Below are 18389 nucleotides of genomic sequence, written 5' to 3'. Positions count from 1 at the left end.
CTATGCCTAAATCATTTAAGTTTTCTATAGAATAGTTAAGAAAAAGTAAATAGATGTTTTTATCAAAATAAAAAAGCTAACGATAACAATAAGTTGAATACTTAATGTCATCATTAGCTTATTTTCTATTTTGGTGTCACGTATGCTAACGTATTCGCTGTATCTTTATCGATCACTCTAAATGAAACTACTCCTAAACCAGCAACATTCATCTCTGAAATTAGGATAGAACCGTCGTCATAAACATGTTCAACAAATGCCACATGTCCATATGTTCCATCGGCTCCTGCAACAGTTGGTTGGAAACTAACGGCCGTTCCTGCTTTAGGCTTATTAGAAACCTCATAACCATTTGCTTTACCAGTTGCACCCCAGTCCATTCCATTGCCCATTGTAGTTTCTACATAACCATCCAATTGAACAATACGGTTATAAACATATTGCGTACAGTTTCCTGCCGCATAAGCTTCCGAACCAGAATAGGTTTCACCCGTATATTCTTTAAACTCACTATCTGGATGACTGTCGGTAACAATGATTCCACTTGTTGACGTAGATGGTTTTTCTTTGTCATATTCAGTCAAATCATATTCTTCGATAAAAGCATTTAATTTTTGATCATAACTTGTATCCGTTGCATAAACACCTGTCAAAGACTTTGTTGCTTCGCGATAGCTCACTGCATTCGACTTCCAAGTGCCTGAATAAATTGTTTTGTTTGAATCTATGCCTTCTTTCATTAGCTTAGCATAATCTTCAAACGATTCTTTGTATCCAGGATATTTTTTGAAAGCAGCATCGATTGTAAACCAATTACCAGATCCGTCATCTTCTTGTGTTGAGAAGACCACTTTTTCGCCTTTGTATTCCCCTTTGATTCCAAAGAGATTGTGGTAAGGTGGTTGACTTAAATCACTATTGCCAGATCCTGTTTCTAAGATTGCTTGAGCAATCATAACAGACGCATACAGATCATTTTTTTGACCTACAGCACGTGCTTTTTCTCCGATTCTACGAATAAACGTTTCTGTTGGTTCATTTTTTACAACCTTAATATTTTGATCCAATTGTGCTTCAGTAGGTGCATGATCAACTGTTGACTGAACAGGTTGTTCTGGAGCTGTTTCAATTGGTGCGCTTGGTTGGGGCGCTACTGGAACTTCCTCATGACTACTTGTAGGAGGCTGTACTTCCTCTGAAGATTCTGTGCTGGTATCGGTTGTTTCTGTTGTACCAGTCTCTGCGCCTGTCGAAGACGAATCCGTAGTTGAGGTCGTGTCTTCAGTTGTAGAACTTTCGGTTGTTTCCGTCGTTCCTTCCTCGATGTTGCTTGATTCTGACTCTGTTTGTGTCAATTCATTGGCATGACCAATTACTGGCACCAAATTAACACTGAGCAGCACACAAATCATCTGGAGTGATAATAGTTTTCTTTTCATTCATTTTAGTTCCTCTCACATGTATTGACGATTCAGATGTTTTCTCAGTTTTCTAGAACGTATCACTCATTTTCCAGTTCGATTTCTTTTGTAACAAAATCGGCAATCTTGTGGTAATGTTTAAAAACGCTGAATCTCGCTTTTGATTGTTCCAGTTCATAAAGCATTTTGATTATGAAAATATCAAAAATTTCCGTCTAACATTGGAGTTCTCTTTATATTTCTTCATAGATCCACCTGCCCTTTACCTTCTAAAATCGTGTTTAACCTTCTATAAGTTGAGTTTATTTTACCATAAGTATAAGGTAAAATCTTGTACTTCACTCAAAAGATTGGAAAGTTTCGAAAAAAATTCATGTTTCAGGCAAATAATGGTCTTTTTTAGTGATTGTTCTTGCTTTCTAAGAAAAACTCTTACTGTTCAACCAAAAAAAGGAATCAGTAAGAGTTTTTTATTTATGAATAGCTTTTTATCTTTCTATTAGTTAATTTACATGTCCAAGATAAGCCTTATATACTTCGCCAAAACGGTTAATACATGATTTAAACAACGTTTACTTCGTTAATACTCCATCTACTTTTCACTTTCACGAGCCAGTAACTCCTGTAAACGAGCTTGTCCTTTTGAGATTGTCCGCTTAGTCGATCCACCTTGTTTACTTGCCTGAACATCAGTCAGTTCTTCAAATGATAGCCCAAATTCATTGTTCAATGCCCCATCAATGACTTGAGTTGCTTTTAAAAGTGCACCCATTTTAATTTCTGCTTCTTGATACTTATTTCCCATAATTTCACCATCATAGTCTGCTCTTGTATTGATCGCCAAACTAGCTCCTGCTTCCATTAAAACATACTGTTGTCCCGCACTATCCTTGAACCAATATACATTCTCGTTATCATCATAATCACCTGAGGTCGGTGCCAAAGATAACTTAATAGCATTAGAAGTATCGCTAGTAAATTGACGCTCTTCAGCTGGAATGACAGTGAATTGATCATCCGCATAGACAAACTTAATTTGAGAACTGTTATCAATTTTAACCATTGCAGGAATGTCACCTTCATTGCGAAGCGTTCCTTTAATTTCTGAATAAGTCCCTGGCTCAAAGCCCTTAGGATCCGATAACTCTTCAAAACTAGCGGTAATTCTTAATTTCCCCATAGTTACATCTTGTTTCATTTCTATCTGGGCTGTCCACCATGAATAAGTTGCCCCAAACGCCACTAAAACAATTGCTATACCTGTCAACACTAATTTCATATTTTTATTTTTTAACCAATTATCCATTTTATTCTTCATTTAGGTTCCTCATTTCTACTTTTATCCCTTGCTCCCTTGGAGGTGTTTTTTTCATTAATAACGCGAAAAAATAGTTTAGTAGGATCAATAGAAGTAAACTTAATATAAAAGCAGTCAACCCTCGAGATGTCCCTATCAGTAGGAAGAACGTGCCCAGATGGGGAATTAAAAAAATAACTTTCCCAATAATTTCTTCCTTTCGGCGCTTCCCTTGATCTGAAAACTCATTCGTATCACCTTTTGTTTCATAAGTAGCACCTTGACTATTTCCAGCGATATCAACAACACGATGCGTGACAAATTCTCCTGCAATCTCAAATGTTACAACATCGTCAATTGATACTTCCTCATTAGTCTCTTTAACTAAGACTAAGCTTCTTTTAGGTATTTTAGGTGACATGCTATCACTCATCACAACACGCAATTGATAACCAAAATAGCTAACTCCATTTGTAATTCGCAAGATAAGTGAACATATAATAAAGGCAATGATCACAAATAAATAGACTTGGGTAAGAAATAGTCCAATTTTTTTCATCATTGCCTTCCCTCCTAAAACTATTCAATATTCGCTTTCTATTTCTGAATCTTGTGTCTGTTGTTTCTCTAGTCCTTTTTCACCTGAAATAGGCAGCACACTTGAACTACTAATGACCTCAACTGGACTATTTGTGGTCGCTGTTTCCTTTTTGGTTGCTTCACCGGATGTCGAGTGGTCAATTGTTGATGGTAACTCAACATCTGGCGAATCCATTGTTTTCATGGAACTATTTTTAATTATGCCAAACTCTAGAGGCAGATAAAATGTGAAATAATAGGAAACCCCACTTGCACCTAACGGAAAAATAAAACTTACTATCAGCAAACCAATGATAATTTTCCATTTTCGGTTCATGTGGACCCATCCTTCCAATTTTTAATGCATCACTCTTAAAGTAAAGCGGGCTTCTTTACCATTTGCGGCTTTTGCGTAAACATAAGTTGTCCCAGTTTTTTTTGCAGTGATAACCCCGTTTGCATCAACGCTAGCCACTTCATTTTTTTGAACTGACCAAGTTAAGTTAGTAGATGCAGTTTCTGGTAATACACTACTTACAACAGTTAATTTTTTCCCTACTTTTAGAACTTCGATTGCTTTTACGTCTAAAATGATGCTCTCAACTTCTGGTTTTTCCTCTACTAAATGATTCATCAACTCAACAATCGCATTGTCCAAAGCCACCACTGCTTTATCAATGATTGCTTGCGTTGCTGCTGGATTATCTTTAACAGCTGACGCTGCGTTACGGGCGATGACAAAATTTGCCCAAGCCTCTGCTTGGTAATCTGTTTCAACTAAATTATTGGCTGTTGCCAACTTATCTGCTAAAGCACTAAAGTCAGCTGTTTCTTCACCTTTTTTTTCAAAAATGGATAACCAACTTAAAACAGGATCTGAGCCATCATTCTTCTTGATACTAACAATCACTTTGCCAGCTTTAGCTAATTCAAATTCTTTATTGACAATAGTTTCAAGTGTATCAGAATTTAACGTAACTGTTTCTTTACCCAGTAGCTCATCTTCTAACTCAATCGTTAATTCCATTTGACGATTCGCATTCCACCACTCTTGGAAGCCAGCACCAAGTTCATATGTACCTGCTTCTAAATCAAAAGCATAATCAATACTCTTCCCTTGATTAGCCCACCAACCGCTTTCTAAAATATGCTTGCCTTCATGACGACCAAAATCAAAATCTTCTGCATTCTCTTCTTTAGTTGTTCCTAAATAACCAGCTTTGTTTTCTCTCGTATATTTTTGATCCGCTTTTGCATTTAGAAGTGTATCTCCTAATAAATCTTTAGCAGCATCAAAGTAGACTGATTCTTCAGCTCCACTATCAAAGAAATAACGTAACCCTTTTGGCGCAACGTGAACACCATGCCGGATATTTTGATTTTTTTTAGGTAAATAGCCTTTGATAAAGACTGTGCCTATCTCTTTTCCACTATACTTTTCATACTGCCATTCAACTGGAGTTACTTCAGTTTCAGTACCATAAGAAATTGTAACTTCATTTGGCATTAAATCTGCAATCCCTTCCATTGATGAGACACTTTTAGGTAAGCCTTTTGTGGTTAAATCAAATAAACCATTGCCATCCAATTGGTCTAGAGTCCAATGATCAGCTCTTCTAATTGCTAACTGGTTCTCAGGTTTAAATTCGATTGGTAACCAAACATAACGAGACTCGCTTAAATCCCATGAATTCCAACGATCCCCCATATAAATAAATTTACCGTTTTCAGGATCTACTGGAATTACATACGTACTCTGAGTATCATAAGTAGTATTTCCACCCCAATCTACAGATGGATCTCCCATTCCATGCCAAGGTCCCATGGGACTATCAGCAACTGCGTATTGTGCTGGATTTGGACTCCAACCAGTCATGCCTGAGTTAATCATGTAATATTTATCCTTATAGTTGAACATTGCAGGAGCTTCACGTGACCAATGAATGAATTCTCGAGTAAAATCAACGCCTTCAGTTGCTTCGTCAGGATGCACAGCTAAATTTGTATAATCATCATTTAATTTAGAAATGATAGTCGTTTTATTTCCTTCTGTGGAATAAATGACATAAGCTTGACCGTCATCATCTTTAAATAATGTCATATCACGGACTGAGCCACGACCGGCCCATCCATCGAATCCGTAATCACCGTTTGGATCGTTATGATAATTTAATTTATAACTGCCTAGTAATTTAAAAGGACCCGTTGGACTATCGCTGATTGCAACTCCAGCTTTCGCTTTACCATAATCAGCATCACTTCCTGGGAAGCGACCATCAGCATGAAACCAAATCACATATTTGCCTGTTTTATCGTTGTAGAGCATTTTTGGTCGTTCGATAACTGTATTATTTCGGTCTAAATCAATAAAAATGTCATCTTTTTTTTCTTCCGAATAATCCCCATAAAGAGATTTAAAATACTCATCCGTTTCAAACTGTTTCCGTGTTTCCATCGGTTTTAAAACAACGCCTTCATCTTCCCAATTGTACAAATCTGTTGATGTATAAAGGTGAATCCCTCCAACTGGACGATAGTCATAAGTCTTATCTTCACCGATCCAATAATACTTAGTTTCACCATCAACCGTTAGTTTTTGTACTTGACCACCATGGGCTTGAATAGTATTTCCATTTGTATCGTACATCAAGTCGCCAGCTGTCCCACTAAATGATGTATAAGGTGCCATCGGTTCTTTTTCCGTAACGGTTTGGACTTTGATATAGTTGATGATCGGATCACCTTGTGGACCAGATCTTCGCGGAGCCTTAACTGCTACATTCAATTCACCGTCCGTCACAGTTGTAATAAAGGTTTTGCTGACCCATTCGCCATTTCCAACTTCTCGGTCAGCATCAACCGTCTGACCTTCAAGCATAATATTAAGCCAACGCGTTTCCCAATAGTGCTTAAAAGCCACGGTAACCTCATACGTTTGCTCTTTCATTCCAGGAATCTTTTCCTTTGGTAATTCAAATGAATAACCAAGCATACTTTTTTCCTTATCAAAAGTTACTTCATCTGACATATAAACAAAGCTTTCGCCAATGTCTGTGGCATCGCTTCCAAATTTTACCATGGAGGAATAGTCATTATCTGGATCAGCTCCCCAAGTCATGCCTGTTTTTGAATCTTTTTCAAATTTCTGATCAACATTTGATTGTAACAATCCCATTTTTTCTGTTTTTGGTACCACTGATGGATCAGGTGTACCAGCATTAACAGAATATAAAACACGATCATTATTGAGGACTTCTTCTTCCGTTAGGATCATTTCTTTTTCTGACTCAGCTTCCATCCCTTCAGTCGCTAGAACAACAGTTGGCCCTGTAATAGACAAGCCTAACAGGACACTCGTTACAAACGTTAAAGAAGCTTGCGGTAATTTGCTCGAACCATTTTTCATTATTTGTTTATTCTCCTTTCAAAAGCACTATTTCTATCAACATTACCAATTTTTTACCCCTACACCTCACTTTCATTCAATGATTACCGCATTATTATATCTATGATCCCTCTATTTTGAAACCGCTTACCAAAAATCACTTAAAATAATCCGAAGATATGTAAAAAGTACAAATTTTTTAATTCTCTTACTTTCAATTTCACCAGTATTGTGTAAATAAAGTCAGATGCCAGGGCAACGTACAGATTGTCCAGTAACTTTTTAGAATTAATCAGTTATAAACAAAAAAAGACCACAACTTTTTTGCATCAGCATTGATGATTCAAAAGCTCTAGCCCTTTTCTTTCTTTGCTAAAAAAAAACGTGTGAACCAAACACTTGATCTGAAACACTGAAAGAATAAAATGATAACAATCAGCTACTTATCCAAGTTTTGAGTATACCGATTTCTTTTTAATTTAGCTTTGAGTGGTGCGATATAGATGACGAAATTGATTTGGCGTGTAGCCAACAGTCTGTTTAAACATGGCAGTAAATTGACTTGGAGATTGAAAACCCACTCTCAAACTAATCTGTTGTACTTCCAGTTGAGGGAAATTGATCAACAACTCCTTTGCCTTGTTAAGACGCCAAGTCATTAAGTATTGATAAGGACTAGTTCCGACAAAGCGGTTAAATAAGCGATTTAAGTATTGCGGACTAATATAGATTGACTTAGCTAATGTTTCAATGGAAGTAATTTCACGATAATTTGTTTCAATTTCCACTACTGCTGGTGCAATATATTGTTTGAATAGAGGGTGCTCACTATCAATGCGGCTCTCATTTCTTTGGCTTAAGTGAAGTAAAAAAGAATAACATTGTTGGGTAAGTTCGATTGGTCTCAAATGCTGATTAATATGGCTGGAAATGAGTTGATCAATCCACGCTGAAAAAGAAAATTCATCAGCATCCGCTGCGATAATATATGAATTACTTTGTAGGATTTGATACAAACTTTCCTTGATTTCCCCTTCAAATGTGGCAAATTTCGTAACCCAGTTGTCTAGGGAATAGTACGCGTGAGGAATGAAAGGTGGGATTAATATCCCTTCACCTGGCTTTAAAATCACTCGTCGATCGCTTATCAAAACTTCTCCTAAACCTGATTCTGTCTGGAGCCAATGGTAACCATGGTAACCGTGTTGGCGCTGAATAGCGACTTGATCCCAATGATTTCCAATACTTTCTAAAGTGATTGGTAAAGGCCGCGAGCTTAATTGAAAATAAATTGGCATCTGCTTCTCCTTTTGTTTCGTATTCTTATATTATTTAGTTTAACTTATTATACTATAAAATTTAGAAATGGTTATACTGAGGATGAAGAAAATAAAAATGATTAAAGGAGCAGTGCAATATGAAAACATTTGAAATCAAAGATGAATTTTATTTAGATGGTCAACCGATGAAAATCATCTCTGGTGCTATCCATTATTTTCGAGTTGTACCGGAATATTGGCGCGATCGTCTGGAGAAGTTAAAAGCTTTAGGGTGTAACACAGTTGAGACTTATGTACCCTGGAATTTCCATGAACCTCATGAAGGCCAGTTTAATTTTAGTGGACGTTTCAACTTGCGGCAATTTATTCAAATTGCCGATGAATTAGGCTTATATGTCATCTTACGGCCAGCGCCTTATATTTGTGCAGAATGGGAATTTGGAGGCTTACCTTATTGGCTGATGAAGCAAGCTGATTTAAAGGTTCGTTTTGACAATCCAATTTTCCTTGAAAAAGTAGACAATTATTTTGCTAAATTGTATCCTGAGATGGCAGATTTACAAATCACACAAGGTGGTCCAATCATCATGATGCAAATCGAAAATGAGTACGGCGGCTTTGCTAATGATAAAAGCTATATGGGGAAAATTGCCGATTTGATGGAAAAACATGGGACAGAAGTGCCTTTTGTAACCTCAGATGGTCCTTGGGGAGATAAGCTTGAAGATGGCTCAATTCAAGATCGTGCCTTACCAACAATTAATTGCGGTTCAAAAATCAAAGAACATTTTAAGGTTTTAAAAGACTTTCACCAAGAAAAGAAACCACTAATGGTAATGGAATTTTGGATTGGATGGTTTGATGCTTGGGGTGATAAAGAGCATCATACCATGAACGGCGAGACGGCTGCCAAGGAACTGTCAGATATTTTAGAGGAAGGCTCGGTCAATATTTACATGTTTCACGGTGGGACTAACTTTGGTTTTAGTAGTGGATCTAATTATTATGAAAAGCTAGCGCCAGACGTGACAAGCTACGACTACGATGCACTCTTAACTGAGTGGGGAGACATCACGCCGAAATATCTTTTATTTCAAGAAGTCATTGGGAAACATCGAGAAATCCCAACAGTAGAATTGACAACTGACATAAAAAAAATAGCTTACGGCTCATTACAAGTTAACTCTAAAACGTCATTGTTTAATAACCTTGACAACTTAGCAAAAAAAATCACGCATAATTATCCGCTTTCGATGGAGCAACTAGATCAAGGACTAGGCTACGTTTATTATGAGAGTAATCTTGGCCGTAAACGTCATGTAGAAGATTTCCGTTTAATTGGATGTATGGACAGAGCGCAAATTTTTGTTAATGGCGACCCTATTGCAACTCAATATGATTTAGACTTGGGTACACAACTGGCGTTTGATTTAAAGGCTAACACAAATAAATTAAGTATTTTAGTTGAAAATATGGGTCGTGTAAATTACTCAGTCAAAATGAATCACCAAGAAAAAGGCATTCGTGATGGCGTAATAGTCAATGGCGCGTTTCAAAGTGAATGGGAAATGTATGCTTTACCGATGGATAACCTGACAAATCTGGATTTCTCTGAAAAATGGGCTGTAGAACAACCAGGATTTTATCAGTTTACTTTTGAAGCTGAGGAAAAAGGTGACACGTTTATTGAATTACCAAACTGGGGGAAAGGGTTCGTCACGGTGAATGATTTTAATATTGGACGCTTCTGGGAGAAAGGTCCACAAGTACGACTTTATATCCCTGCTCCTCTCTTGAAAGTCGGCACAAATGAGATAATCGTGTTCGAGTCAGAAGGAAAAGTAGGTACAGAAATCATCTTAACTGATGAACCAAAACTAAATAAAGACTAACTAAAAACGACTTGAGTCACCTAGACTTAAGTCGTTTTTATGGGATGATTGATTGGTATTAACAGTCTAATTGAGGTTCCCTCACCAGGAGCAGTTTTAATTTTCAACCCATATTTTTTTCCGTAAAGCAGTTGTAAGCGCTCGTGGATATTTCTTAAACCAAGTCCAGAGTAATGTTGCTTTAGGCTTGATTGAGTATTTGAGGGCTGACTAACATCAAAACCAACACCATTGTCGATAATTTCAATTTGAAGTTTGTCCTCTATCTTGGATGCGAAAACTTGTATATATCCCTCTTGATGCTCAGGGAAAGCGTGGAGATATGTGTTCTCAATAATAGGCTGAATGATCATTTTAGGTACAAGTAATTCTTCGGTGGCTTCATCAGCAAAAATATTCGTTTGAATGCGTTCACCATAACGTAATTGCAAAATGTTAATATAGGCTTTTACCCCAGTTAATTCTTGTTTCAAAGGAACAACTTCAGCTTTATCACTGAGAGTGTGGCGCAATAATTGGATAAAATTATCCATCGCCAAACTAGCCTTATCCCTTTCCCCTTGCCAGATTAAAAACTTGATTGCCGTTAGAGTATTGTAAATAAAATGAGGTTGGATTTGCATTTGCAAGGACTGGATCTCAGTCAGTCTTTTTTCCTCCTCGATTGTCATTAAGTTATCAAAATAGCCTTGTAAATCTTCTAGCATCAAGTTATAGGCTTTTCCTAATTCCTGTGTTTCATATGTTCCTTCAATCGTAACACTATTAGAAAATTCACCATGAGTAACACTTGGTAAGGCATCGATCAAGCGATATATTGGCCCAGTCATCCGTCGAATAACAAAGAAAGCAACAAAACTTGCTATTATAATTGAAAAAAATACAATTGTGATTGTTGGCCGTATCAAATTCATATTCTTGATCAAGGTGTCTTCATTGATCTGATTATAGAGTGTAAAATTGTAAGAATATAGTTTTATTGAATTAGTATAATTATTATCTGTTGCCATAATTTTGTCACTTAAGGTGGTGCCTAATTGTGATTTTTGGTTAGAGGAAATAACAGTATTTTCACTGTCAGTAATATAAATAGTATGAATATTTTTTGCTAGAACTTGCTCGTAAATCGAAGCAAAATGTTGCTCTGGCACAAAAATTAAGGCATATCCAATAATGTCAACCCCCTCAGTAATTTTACGAATATAAAGTAAACCAGGTTGTTTAGCGGTTGAAATAGTCAACCCATTTTGTTGATAGAAATACTGACTTAAAGCAGGATTTTCATCGATTTTTTTCATAAAATCACTTTTAATAAATGTGTCAAGATTTTGACTACGAACTCCTTCATTTTGAAAAAAAGTACGACCATTTTTACCAATTAAAATCAAGTTTGACGGTGTATCATTAAATATCCAACTGGTAGAGGCCATTTCTTTTTGTAACTCGATAATCGCTTGAATCTCTTCTGATTGATTCTTTTTAAAATAGTCCTGCACAACTTGACTCTTAGAGACCATCTCGAAAATACGATTGATGTTGTCATTCAAAAGTTCATAATCATTTTGGATGTTATTCATCAAAATTTGATTTGATTCTTGGTACGAATGTACATATGCACTTTTCGAACGATTAAAAACAACCGCTACAGAAAGTAACGTGACACTAATGACACAAAAAATAACAATCAGTAGGATACGAGTGAAGAGTTCATTTTGTTTTGTCCATAGCCTTACATGTTTCATAAGCGGTTCTCTCTTCTATAGACAGAAGGCGTCACATGATATTCTCGTTTGAACAAGCGAGAAAAATAACTTAAATCTGAGTACCCTGCAGTTGCACTGATTTCTGATAAATTATAATCTGATGTCAGAAGTAATCTCCTAGCAGCCTCTAAACGCACTGTATTTACGTAATCAGAAAAAGTCATCTTAAAGTGAGCAGAAAAGAAACTAGAAAGATAATTATAACTAAAATGAAATTCTTCTGCTAAACGGGCTAAAGATAAATCTGACTGATAATTATCACGTATGTAGCGTTCAATGCTGGTAACTAATTCACTCTCTTTTATTTTTTCTCTAGGATTTTGCTGTGTTAGTATCTGGCGAATCTGATTATTCATCGTTAAAATAAGCTCTGAAAAATCCTCCAAATAACTCATCCTTCCAATCTGATTAAGAAAATAGTTTTTTAATTTTGAAAAGCTCGCCTCATGAGGATAAGCTTCTTCAAGACTAGATAAAAGCGTGTAAAAAATATTACTGGCCTGTTGTTTCAAATCGGATGCACTAGTAAAACATAAAATCATTTCATTAAAAAATTCCTCAATGCGTAAAATACCTAGTAAGAAATCATTATTCAGTATGGCCCGCAGAAACTTCTTCGTGTCAAAGCGCTCACAATGTTTTAACATGTATAATTCATTAAACTCAACAATACTGTGATGTTTAAAATAAAACCGCTGTTCTTTTGTACCAGCTTTGAGTTGGCTAAAAGTGCTATTAAGCTCGCTTATTCGAAAGAATGGCTCACTTAAGGTAAAAAAACTACCTGTCTCGATTTGCCTTAAACTGTAAAGTTTTTTCCGTAACATTGCTTGACTATTTGGCTGAACGCTTTTAAAGGCAAGCAATAAGCCAGCTTCGTCATTACTCGTTGTGTAAGCTAATGATTTTACTTGATTGTTGTCAAAAGACAATTCGTTTAGTACCCGTTGTAGATTATCACGATCTTGATACCAAATAGAGTTGGTATAAACCAGTTGATAACAGTCGTATGTAAGAAAATTCGTAACGGTACTTAACTCAGTCTCGCTGTAACCGACTAAATAACGATTGAGTGTTTGTCTTAGTACTTCCTCCTCTGAGACAGTTACTTTTGCTGCGTTCAGCTTTGATGCGATTTTATTCAAAGCATTAAGTAAGTTCTCTTTAGTTAGGGTTGGTTTTAATAAATAATCGACAGCTCCGTTTTTAAACGATTCAGAAACATAAGTAAATTCGTCATAGCTACTTAAAACTAAAAAATGAATATGTGGGAATTGTTCTTGGATTATTTTAGATAATTCTAAACCATCAAGTTCAGGCATAATTAAGTCAGTAATAACAATATCAGGTTGCAGTTCCATGATTTTGTCTAAGGCTATTTTGCCGTTTTCTGCTTCACCAATAATGTGAAATCCAAATTTTTCCCACTGCAGTAAATGTCTTAACCCATCGCGGATGGCAACCTCGTCATCAACGAGTAAAATTGTAATTACATTCGTCAAGAAAACGCCTCCTTTTCCTTGTTACGTTTATTATATCATTTAAAAGTTTTAAATGAATTAGGATTATTTTATGATTTTTGGACAATTTTATCCACTCACCTAAAACGAATTGTCAGCGCTTCCTTTCGCTATGTATAGTGTGTATAGTATGAATGTAAGTAAAAAAGGAAAGAAGGAATCGATATGAAAAAGTTTTTAGGCTCTTTATTAGTCTTAGCTTCGGTGCTAATGTTAACAGCTTGTGGGGGATCTGGTGGCAGTAAAGGTGCTGATACAGAAAATACAGGTAGTGGTAGTAGCGAAAAAATAACGTTATGGGCTTGGGATGAAACATTTAACATCAAAGCTGCAGAAATTGCGAAAGATTACTACAAAAATAAAGATATTAATGTTGAAGTTGTGACCATGTCTCAAGATGATATTGTTCAAAAATTAAATACTAGTTTAGCTTCTGGAAATACAGAAGGACTGCCGAATATCGTGTTGATTGAAGATTATCGAATTCAAGGTTACTTGACCTCTTATCCTGAGGCATTTTCAGATTTAAGTTCAATTGTGAAAGAAGAAGATTTCTCAGAATATAAATTTGCTGTAAATAAAGTGGATGATAAGATTTACGGCGTACCGTTTGATAGTGGGGTTGCAGGTGTCTTCTATCGTCGCGATTACTTTGAAGAAGCTGGCTACAAGGAAGCCGACTTAACAAATATTAATTGGGATGATCTAATCAAAATCGCTCGTGATGTCAAGGATAAAACTGGACATGCATTGATGACAATGAATCCAAGTGACTTAGGTTTAACCCGTATTATTATGCAATCTACAGGTAAATGGTTTACAGATGAATCTGGTAAAAAGGTAACCTTAAAAGGAAATAAAGCTTTAGAATACGCCTTAAAAATTCAAGCGACTATCTTAAAAGAAGGTTTAGCAGAACAAGTTTCTGACTGGGATGGTGGCGTAAATGGGGTTCAATCAGGTTCAGTTGCAAGTGCCATTCAAGGCTGTTGGTATGCAAGTACGATTCAAGGTGCTAAAGATCAATCAGGCAAATGGGGTATTGCACCAATTCCAGTAATTAAAGGTGATGCAAACTCTAAACATAGTTCAAACATTGGAGGCGGAGGTTGGTATGTAATTAAAGGTTTACCAGGTGAAGAACAAGCAAAAGAATTCTTAGGGAAAACATTTGCCTCAAATGTAGATTTAATGAATCAATTAGCAAAAGAAGTTGGCGTTATTTCCACCTTAAAAGCTGCTAGCGAATCACCTATTTATCAAGAAGGTGTAGCATTCTATGACGGTCAAAAAGTCTTTGAAGATTTTTCAAACTGGTCTGGTGAAGTACCAACAGTGAACTATGGTAAAGATACGTATGCCATTGAATCCATTTTAACTGAAAGTTTACAAGAAGTGATTAACGGTGAGGATGTCGATAAAGTCTTAACAAAGGTCCAAAAACAAGCCGAAGATCAATTAGAAAACTAAGGGTTTAATGCGAGTAGAGGGTGAGTTTAACCTCCTCTACTTGCATTATTATTCATTGACTGACAACAATCAGGAGGCATCAAGTTATGCAAAAAAGAAAGAAAAAATTCGAACTCTTTGCCAATGGTGATGGTTTTATACTATTGCCTGTTATTTTAATTACGGTTTTAGTCTTCATCCCAATGGTAATCGCCTTATTGAATTCCTTTAAATCTGGAGTTCCAACACATATGACCTTTAATGGGTTAGGTAATTACAAACGAATGCTCTCAGACAGTACGTTTAGAAAAGCCTTTGCTAATACTTTTTTATATCTAATTATACAAGTCCCGGTAATGTTAATGCTTTCACTATTTTTTTCAAATATATTAAACGATAAGCGCTTAAAATTTAAAGGCTTCTTTCGGACAGCATTATTTTTACCTTGTATTACGTCCCTAGTCTCTTATTCATTGATTATGAAAAGTTTATTTTCTGCGACAGGTTTAGTCAATCGTGTCTTGTTGGATATGAATCTGGTAGAAGCACCCATTCAGTGGTTGACAGATCCTTTTTGGGCTAAAGTCTTAATTATAATTTCTATCACATGGCGCTGGACAGGCTATAACATGATTTTCTTTATTTCAGGTATGCAAAATATTGATCCAGAAATTTATGAAGCTGCCGATATAGATGGAGCAAATAAATGGCAACAATTTTTCAAAATTACGATACCAAACTTAAAACCAGTTATTTTATTTACGACAATTACTTCCACAATTGGCACATTGCAATTGTTTGATGAAGTTCAAAATATTACCGGTGGGGGTCCGGCCAATGCAACGACAACTCTTTCACAATATATTTACAATCTAAGCTTCAAATTCACACCAAATTTTGGTTATGCAGCAGCAGTTTCCTTTGTGATTGTATTCTGTATAGTTATTTTAACGATTATTCAAAAACGTGTAGCTGGAGATGAGTAAGATGGAAAAAATTTCAAAAGTATTTAAATATCTTGTGTTAAGCATCGCCGCCTTTGTTTCGATCTTTCCTTTTGTCTGGATGATTTTAGGGATGACCAACAAAACCATTGATATTACCGCTGGTAAAATTATGATTGGCGATCAGCTGATGATTAACTTTCAAAATCTTTTTAATAGTGATTTAAACTTTAACAGAGCCTTAATCAATTCCGCCGTAATTGCGATAATCACGACCATATTCGCTTTATTCCTGTCCTCGATGGCAGGTTATGGTTTTGAAATTTTCCGCTCTAAACGGAATGACCGTATTTTTAGTTTTTTACTTTTATCGATGATGGTACCCTTCTCAGCAATGATGATTCCCTTATACACTATGTTTTCAAAATTAGGTAATACACCATTTGGAATTAACACATTATTCAGCGTGATAATTCCCTCCGTCAGTACCGCCTTTTTGATCTTTTTGTTTAAACAAAATATTAAAGCTTTCCCACGTTCTTTAGTTGAAGCAGCACGGATTGACGGTTTAGGTGAATTGGCGATTTTCTTTAAAATATATATGCCAACGGCAAAAAATATTTATGCTGCTGCAGCGATTATTACGTTTATGAATAGTTGGAATAACTACTTATGGCCACTAGTCGCTTTGCAATCACCCGAGAAGCGGACCATTCCATTAATTTTATCGGCTATGGGGGCATCTTATACACCAGACTATGGCATGATCATGACAGGTATTGTGATTGCAACTCTACCGATTGCTTTAATTTTCTTTGTCTTACAAAAACAATTTGTTCAAGGTATGTTAGGGTCGGTAAAGTAGTACACATTTAAAATATTAATTTGTATTACACAATAGGGATCTGCATGAACTATTTTCATCATTATTGCCTCTTTATACAGCGTGCTTTTAAAAACAATAAAAAAGAGGCTAGAACATAACTCTGCGAGTCATATCCTAGCCTCAAGGAATCCGAATAAATGATGGGAGCAGAAGCAACTCCTTCTGAAATAAGTTGAACACTTCTGCCCCAACCTATTTTTTGTATTAGACATGAACAATTTCTATTCCTTTAATTGTAGCAAAGTTACTGCTTATGGACTGGTATAAATTCTTCATTTTTGATAAGTTGATGCTCTTCTTCAATGATAGTATACAAGTGTTTAATTGAGTTTTCATACTATTTCCGATACATCTTAGATTGGAAAAATCATCTCTTCATCGTTGATTTAACAACATTCCCACACCCTTTGGTAGAATGGTGGAAAACCAAAACCGAGTAAATACACCTACTTTTTCATCAAATTTTAGTCTCATCTAAGAGCGAATCAATCGCCTCAACCACTTGCTGGTCTGATTTCGCATACAAATGACCATAAGTGCCTAATGTAATTTGAATCGTAGCATGTCCCATTCTTTCTTGGATTGCTAATGGTTGAATGTTTTGGTCAACGAGCAGTGCTACATGGGAATGCCTTAAGGAATGAAGCTTAATAGGCTTGATTCCTGCTTTCCTTGCAACGTCTTTCAGCCAAGTTGAAAATGAATAACTTGGTGTAAAGGTACCATCTACTTGGGATACATATTCAAAATTACCAACCATTTTTTGTAACTTTTTCCAATTTGCTAATTTTTTTGAAAGGCTTTCCCCTATCCCAATGATTCGGAAAGCTTTTTTAGATTTTGGTGTAGAAAAGTACCAGTCATCTTTTCCATTATAAATCAGCGTTTTTTCAATCGTAATCAGATGCTTTTTTAAATTCACATTTGCCCAAGATAAGGCTTGTAATTCACCAATTCGTATCCCAGAATAAAACAATAGTTCAAACATCATCTTTCTGTGTTGATTTTGAATGGAATCCTCTGGTATGACAGACATCACTTGTTTAAATTCTTGCACTTCCCAAAAGTCGACTTTTTTATTTTCAACAGGAAAATGTGAGACCTTATCAACAGGATTCTTTTCAATCAAGCCTTCTTTCACCGCTCGCTCCAAAATGATTTTTAAATGCCCAAGGATACGGTTAATATATGACTTAGACAATGTTTCCTTATCATCTTTTTTTCTAGAGTTTCTAGTTGCAGTTTGGCTCAATTCAAACATCCATGCTTCAATATCTTGACTCGTAATATCTTGCACACGCATGTGATAAAAATATTCCATTTTCTTTGCAAAAATAAACTGTGCATTCTCAAAAGTTTGGCTTTTAACCTGCTTACTGTACCAAGCGACAAATCGAATACGGTAAAAATCTTCAAAAGTTATTTTACTTGCGGTGTTCAGTTGAGAAGCGAGGGTTTGATTAAACCCTCGTGTGAGCATATATTTGTCATACGCAGCCTTCGCTTCTCGTTGAGTTGGGTAACCTCGTTTTGTTTTCTGCATTCTTTTACCGTCTTGATCCATACCTAAGTAAGCACGAAAAAACCATTTTTTAGTCTGCTTATCTTGATAGACATTTTGTATTTTCCCCATCTTTTCTTCTCCTTCTTAAAAGAAGAGTAAGCTTACTATTATTATAATACTTTTTGCTTTAGTTGAATATGGTAAAGTTTTTCAATTATCCTAGCAGGTACAACGCTTACCTGTCGATTACTATAGAAGCTTAAGCCTTCAATTTTAGTTAAATATTCTTTTGATTCTTTTAGCATTTGACGAGCTTGATTTGATTTAAATCCCATTTGTATCAAATCCGAGCGGTTGACCATTACTTCAAATTCTTTTTCCAGATTTTCGATCCTCCTTTGTTGTTCATGTATATAAGCTATCTCATTTTTTCTTTTTTACTGGTTTGATTGGTTGTGTCTATAGACAA

General features: G+C 35.9%; 14 protein-coding genes. 4 read left to right on the top strand and 10 right to left on the bottom strand.

Annotated features, from left to right (window positions below; all coding sequences use genetic code 11):
- Positions 1–125: 125 nt before the first annotated feature.
- From AC4BB5_RS06370 to AC4BB5_RS06345, 6 genes are all read right to left on the bottom strand, one after another.
- Entirely contained in the window at positions 126–1439 is a 1314-nt protein-coding gene (locus AC4BB5_RS06370) for a glucosaminidase domain-containing protein (RefSeq protein WP_490458531.1), read from the bottom strand.
- Positions 1440–2013: 574 nt separating this feature from the next.
- Complete coding sequence (locus AC4BB5_RS06365; RefSeq protein ID WP_490458530.1) at positions 2014–2739, bottom strand: TasA family protein; 726 nt, start codon at positions 2737–2739, stop codon at positions 2014–2016.
- Positions 2729–3280 carry a signal peptidase I gene (locus tag AC4BB5_RS06360; protein WP_490458529.1) on the bottom strand — a complete coding sequence of 184 codons (552 nt, stop codon included), beginning with the start codon at positions 3278–3280 and terminating at the stop codon, positions 2729–2731. The genes AC4BB5_RS06365 and AC4BB5_RS06360 overlap by 11 nt, the downstream gene beginning before the upstream one ends.
- Positions 3281–3301: 21 nt before the next feature.
- The gene (locus AC4BB5_RS06355) at positions 3302–3634 is read right to left on the bottom strand and encodes a hypothetical protein (RefSeq protein ID WP_490458528.1); all 333 of its coding nucleotides are present in this window, start codon (positions 3632–3634) and stop codon (positions 3302–3304) included.
- A 21-nt stretch (positions 3635–3655) separates the two neighbouring features.
- Positions 3656–6703 carry a family 43 glycosylhydrolase gene (locus tag AC4BB5_RS06350; RefSeq protein WP_490458527.1) on the bottom strand — a complete coding sequence of 1016 codons (3048 nt, stop codon included), beginning with the start codon at positions 6701–6703 and terminating at the stop codon, positions 3656–3658.
- Positions 6704–7161: 458 nt separating this feature from the next.
- Positions 7162–7980: a helix-turn-helix transcriptional regulator gene (locus AC4BB5_RS06345; protein ID WP_490458526.1), complete on the bottom strand. Its 819-nt coding sequence runs from the start codon at positions 7978–7980 to the stop codon at positions 7162–7164.
- A 119-nt stretch (positions 7981–8099) separates the two neighbouring features.
- Here AC4BB5_RS06345 and AC4BB5_RS06340 point away from each other — a divergent pair, with 119 nt between their 5' ends.
- On the top strand, positions 8100–9854 hold the full coding sequence (locus AC4BB5_RS06340) for a glycoside hydrolase family 35 protein (protein WP_490458525.1): 1755 nt from the start codon (positions 8100–8102) through the stop codon (positions 9852–9854).
- 26 nt (positions 9855–9880) lie between these two features.
- On the opposite strand, the gene AC4BB5_RS06335 is transcribed toward AC4BB5_RS06340, so the two are convergent.
- Together AC4BB5_RS06335 and AC4BB5_RS06330 are read right to left on the bottom strand one after the other, a co-directional pair.
- Positions 9881–11596, bottom strand: coding sequence for a sensor histidine kinase (locus tag AC4BB5_RS06335; RefSeq protein ID WP_490458524.1), 1716 nt, complete (start codon positions 11594–11596; stop codon positions 9881–9883).
- A complete protein-coding gene (locus AC4BB5_RS06330) occupies positions 11593–13119 on the bottom strand; it encodes a response regulator transcription factor (protein ID WP_490458523.1) in 1527 nt (508 codons plus the stop codon). The genes AC4BB5_RS06335 and AC4BB5_RS06330 overlap by 4 nt, the downstream gene beginning before the upstream one ends.
- A 183-nt stretch (positions 13120–13302) precedes the next feature.
- On the opposite strand from AC4BB5_RS06330, the gene AC4BB5_RS06325 reads away from it, so the two are divergent.
- The 3 genes from AC4BB5_RS06325 (at position 13303) to AC4BB5_RS06315 (ending at position 16395) form a co-directional block, all read left to right on the top strand.
- On the top strand, positions 13303–14607 hold the full coding sequence (locus AC4BB5_RS06325) for an ABC transporter substrate-binding protein (RefSeq protein WP_490458522.1): 1305 nt from the start codon (positions 13303–13305) through the stop codon (positions 14605–14607).
- 86 nt (positions 14608–14693) lie between these two features.
- Positions 14694–15572, top strand: coding sequence for a carbohydrate ABC transporter permease (locus tag AC4BB5_RS06320; RefSeq protein WP_490458521.1), 879 nt, complete (start codon positions 14694–14696; stop codon positions 15570–15572).
- Positions 15565–16395 carry a carbohydrate ABC transporter permease gene (locus AC4BB5_RS06315; protein ID WP_490458520.1) on the top strand — a complete coding sequence of 277 codons (831 nt, stop codon included), beginning with the start codon at positions 15565–15567 and terminating at the stop codon, positions 16393–16395. Before AC4BB5_RS06320 ends, AC4BB5_RS06315 begins: the two co-directional genes overlap by 8 nt.
- A gap of 478 nt (positions 16396–16873) precedes the next feature.
- On the opposite strand, the gene AC4BB5_RS06310 is transcribed toward AC4BB5_RS06315, so the two are convergent.
- Both AC4BB5_RS06310 and AC4BB5_RS06305 read right to left on the bottom strand, forming a co-directional pair.
- Positions 16874–18049 carry a site-specific integrase gene (locus AC4BB5_RS06310; RefSeq protein WP_490458519.1) on the bottom strand — a complete coding sequence of 392 codons (1176 nt, stop codon included), beginning with the start codon at positions 18047–18049 and terminating at the stop codon, positions 16874–16876.
- Between the two features lie 41 nt (positions 18050–18090).
- Positions 18091–18282 (bottom strand): DUF3173 family protein, encoded by a 192-nt coding sequence (locus AC4BB5_RS06305; protein WP_490458518.1) that lies wholly within the window; start codon positions 18280–18282, stop codon positions 18091–18093.
- Positions 18283–18389 lie beyond the last annotated feature (107 nt).

This window comes from Enterococcus sp. AMC1252, assembly GCF_058216515.1.
The sequence above is the reverse complement of the archived record's forward strand: the minus strand, read 5'-3'. Positions and strand labels throughout refer to the sequence as shown.

Coding starts and splice junctions, on each gene's coding strand:
- AC4BB5_RS06370 (WP_490458531.1), bottom strand. CDS start 1,439: ATGAAAAGAAAACTATTATCACTCCAGATGATTTGTGTGCTGCTCAGT.
- AC4BB5_RS06365 (WP_490458530.1), bottom strand. CDS start 2,739: ATGAAGAATAAAATGGATAATTGGTTAAAAAATAAAAATATGAAATTA.
- AC4BB5_RS06360 (WP_490458529.1), bottom strand. CDS start 3,280: ATGATGAAAAAAATTGGACTATTTCTTACCCAAGTCTATTTATTTGTG.
- AC4BB5_RS06355 (WP_490458528.1), bottom strand. CDS start 3,634: ATGAACCGAAAATGGAAAATTATCATTGGTTTGCTGATAGTAAGTTTT.
- AC4BB5_RS06350 (WP_490458527.1), bottom strand. CDS start 6,703: ATGAAAAATGGTTCGAGCAAATTACCGCAAGCTTCTTTAACGTTTGTA.
- AC4BB5_RS06345 (WP_490458526.1), bottom strand. CDS start 7,980: ATGCCAATTTATTTTCAATTAAGCTCGCGGCCTTTACCAATCACTTTA.
- AC4BB5_RS06340 (WP_490458525.1), top strand. CDS start 8,100: ATGAAAACATTTGAAATCAAAGATGAATTTTATTTAGATGGTCAACCG.
- AC4BB5_RS06335 (WP_490458524.1), bottom strand. CDS start 11,596: ATGAAACATGTAAGGCTATGGACAAAACAAAATGAACTCTTCACTCGT.
- AC4BB5_RS06325 (WP_490458522.1), top strand. CDS start 13,303: ATGAAAAAGTTTTTAGGCTCTTTATTAGTCTTAGCTTCGGTGCTAATG.
- AC4BB5_RS06320 (WP_490458521.1), top strand. CDS start 14,694: ATGCAAAAAAGAAAGAAAAAATTCGAACTCTTTGCCAATGGTGATGGT.
- AC4BB5_RS06315 (WP_490458520.1), top strand. CDS start 15,565: ATGAGTAAGATGGAAAAAATTTCAAAAGTATTTAAATATCTTGTGTTA.
- AC4BB5_RS06310 (WP_490458519.1), bottom strand. CDS start 18,049: ATGGGGAAAATACAAAATGTCTATCAAGATAAGCAGACTAAAAAATGG.
- AC4BB5_RS06305 (WP_490458518.1), bottom strand. CDS start 18,282: ATGGTCAACCGCTCGGATTTGATACAAATGGGATTTAAATCAAATCAA.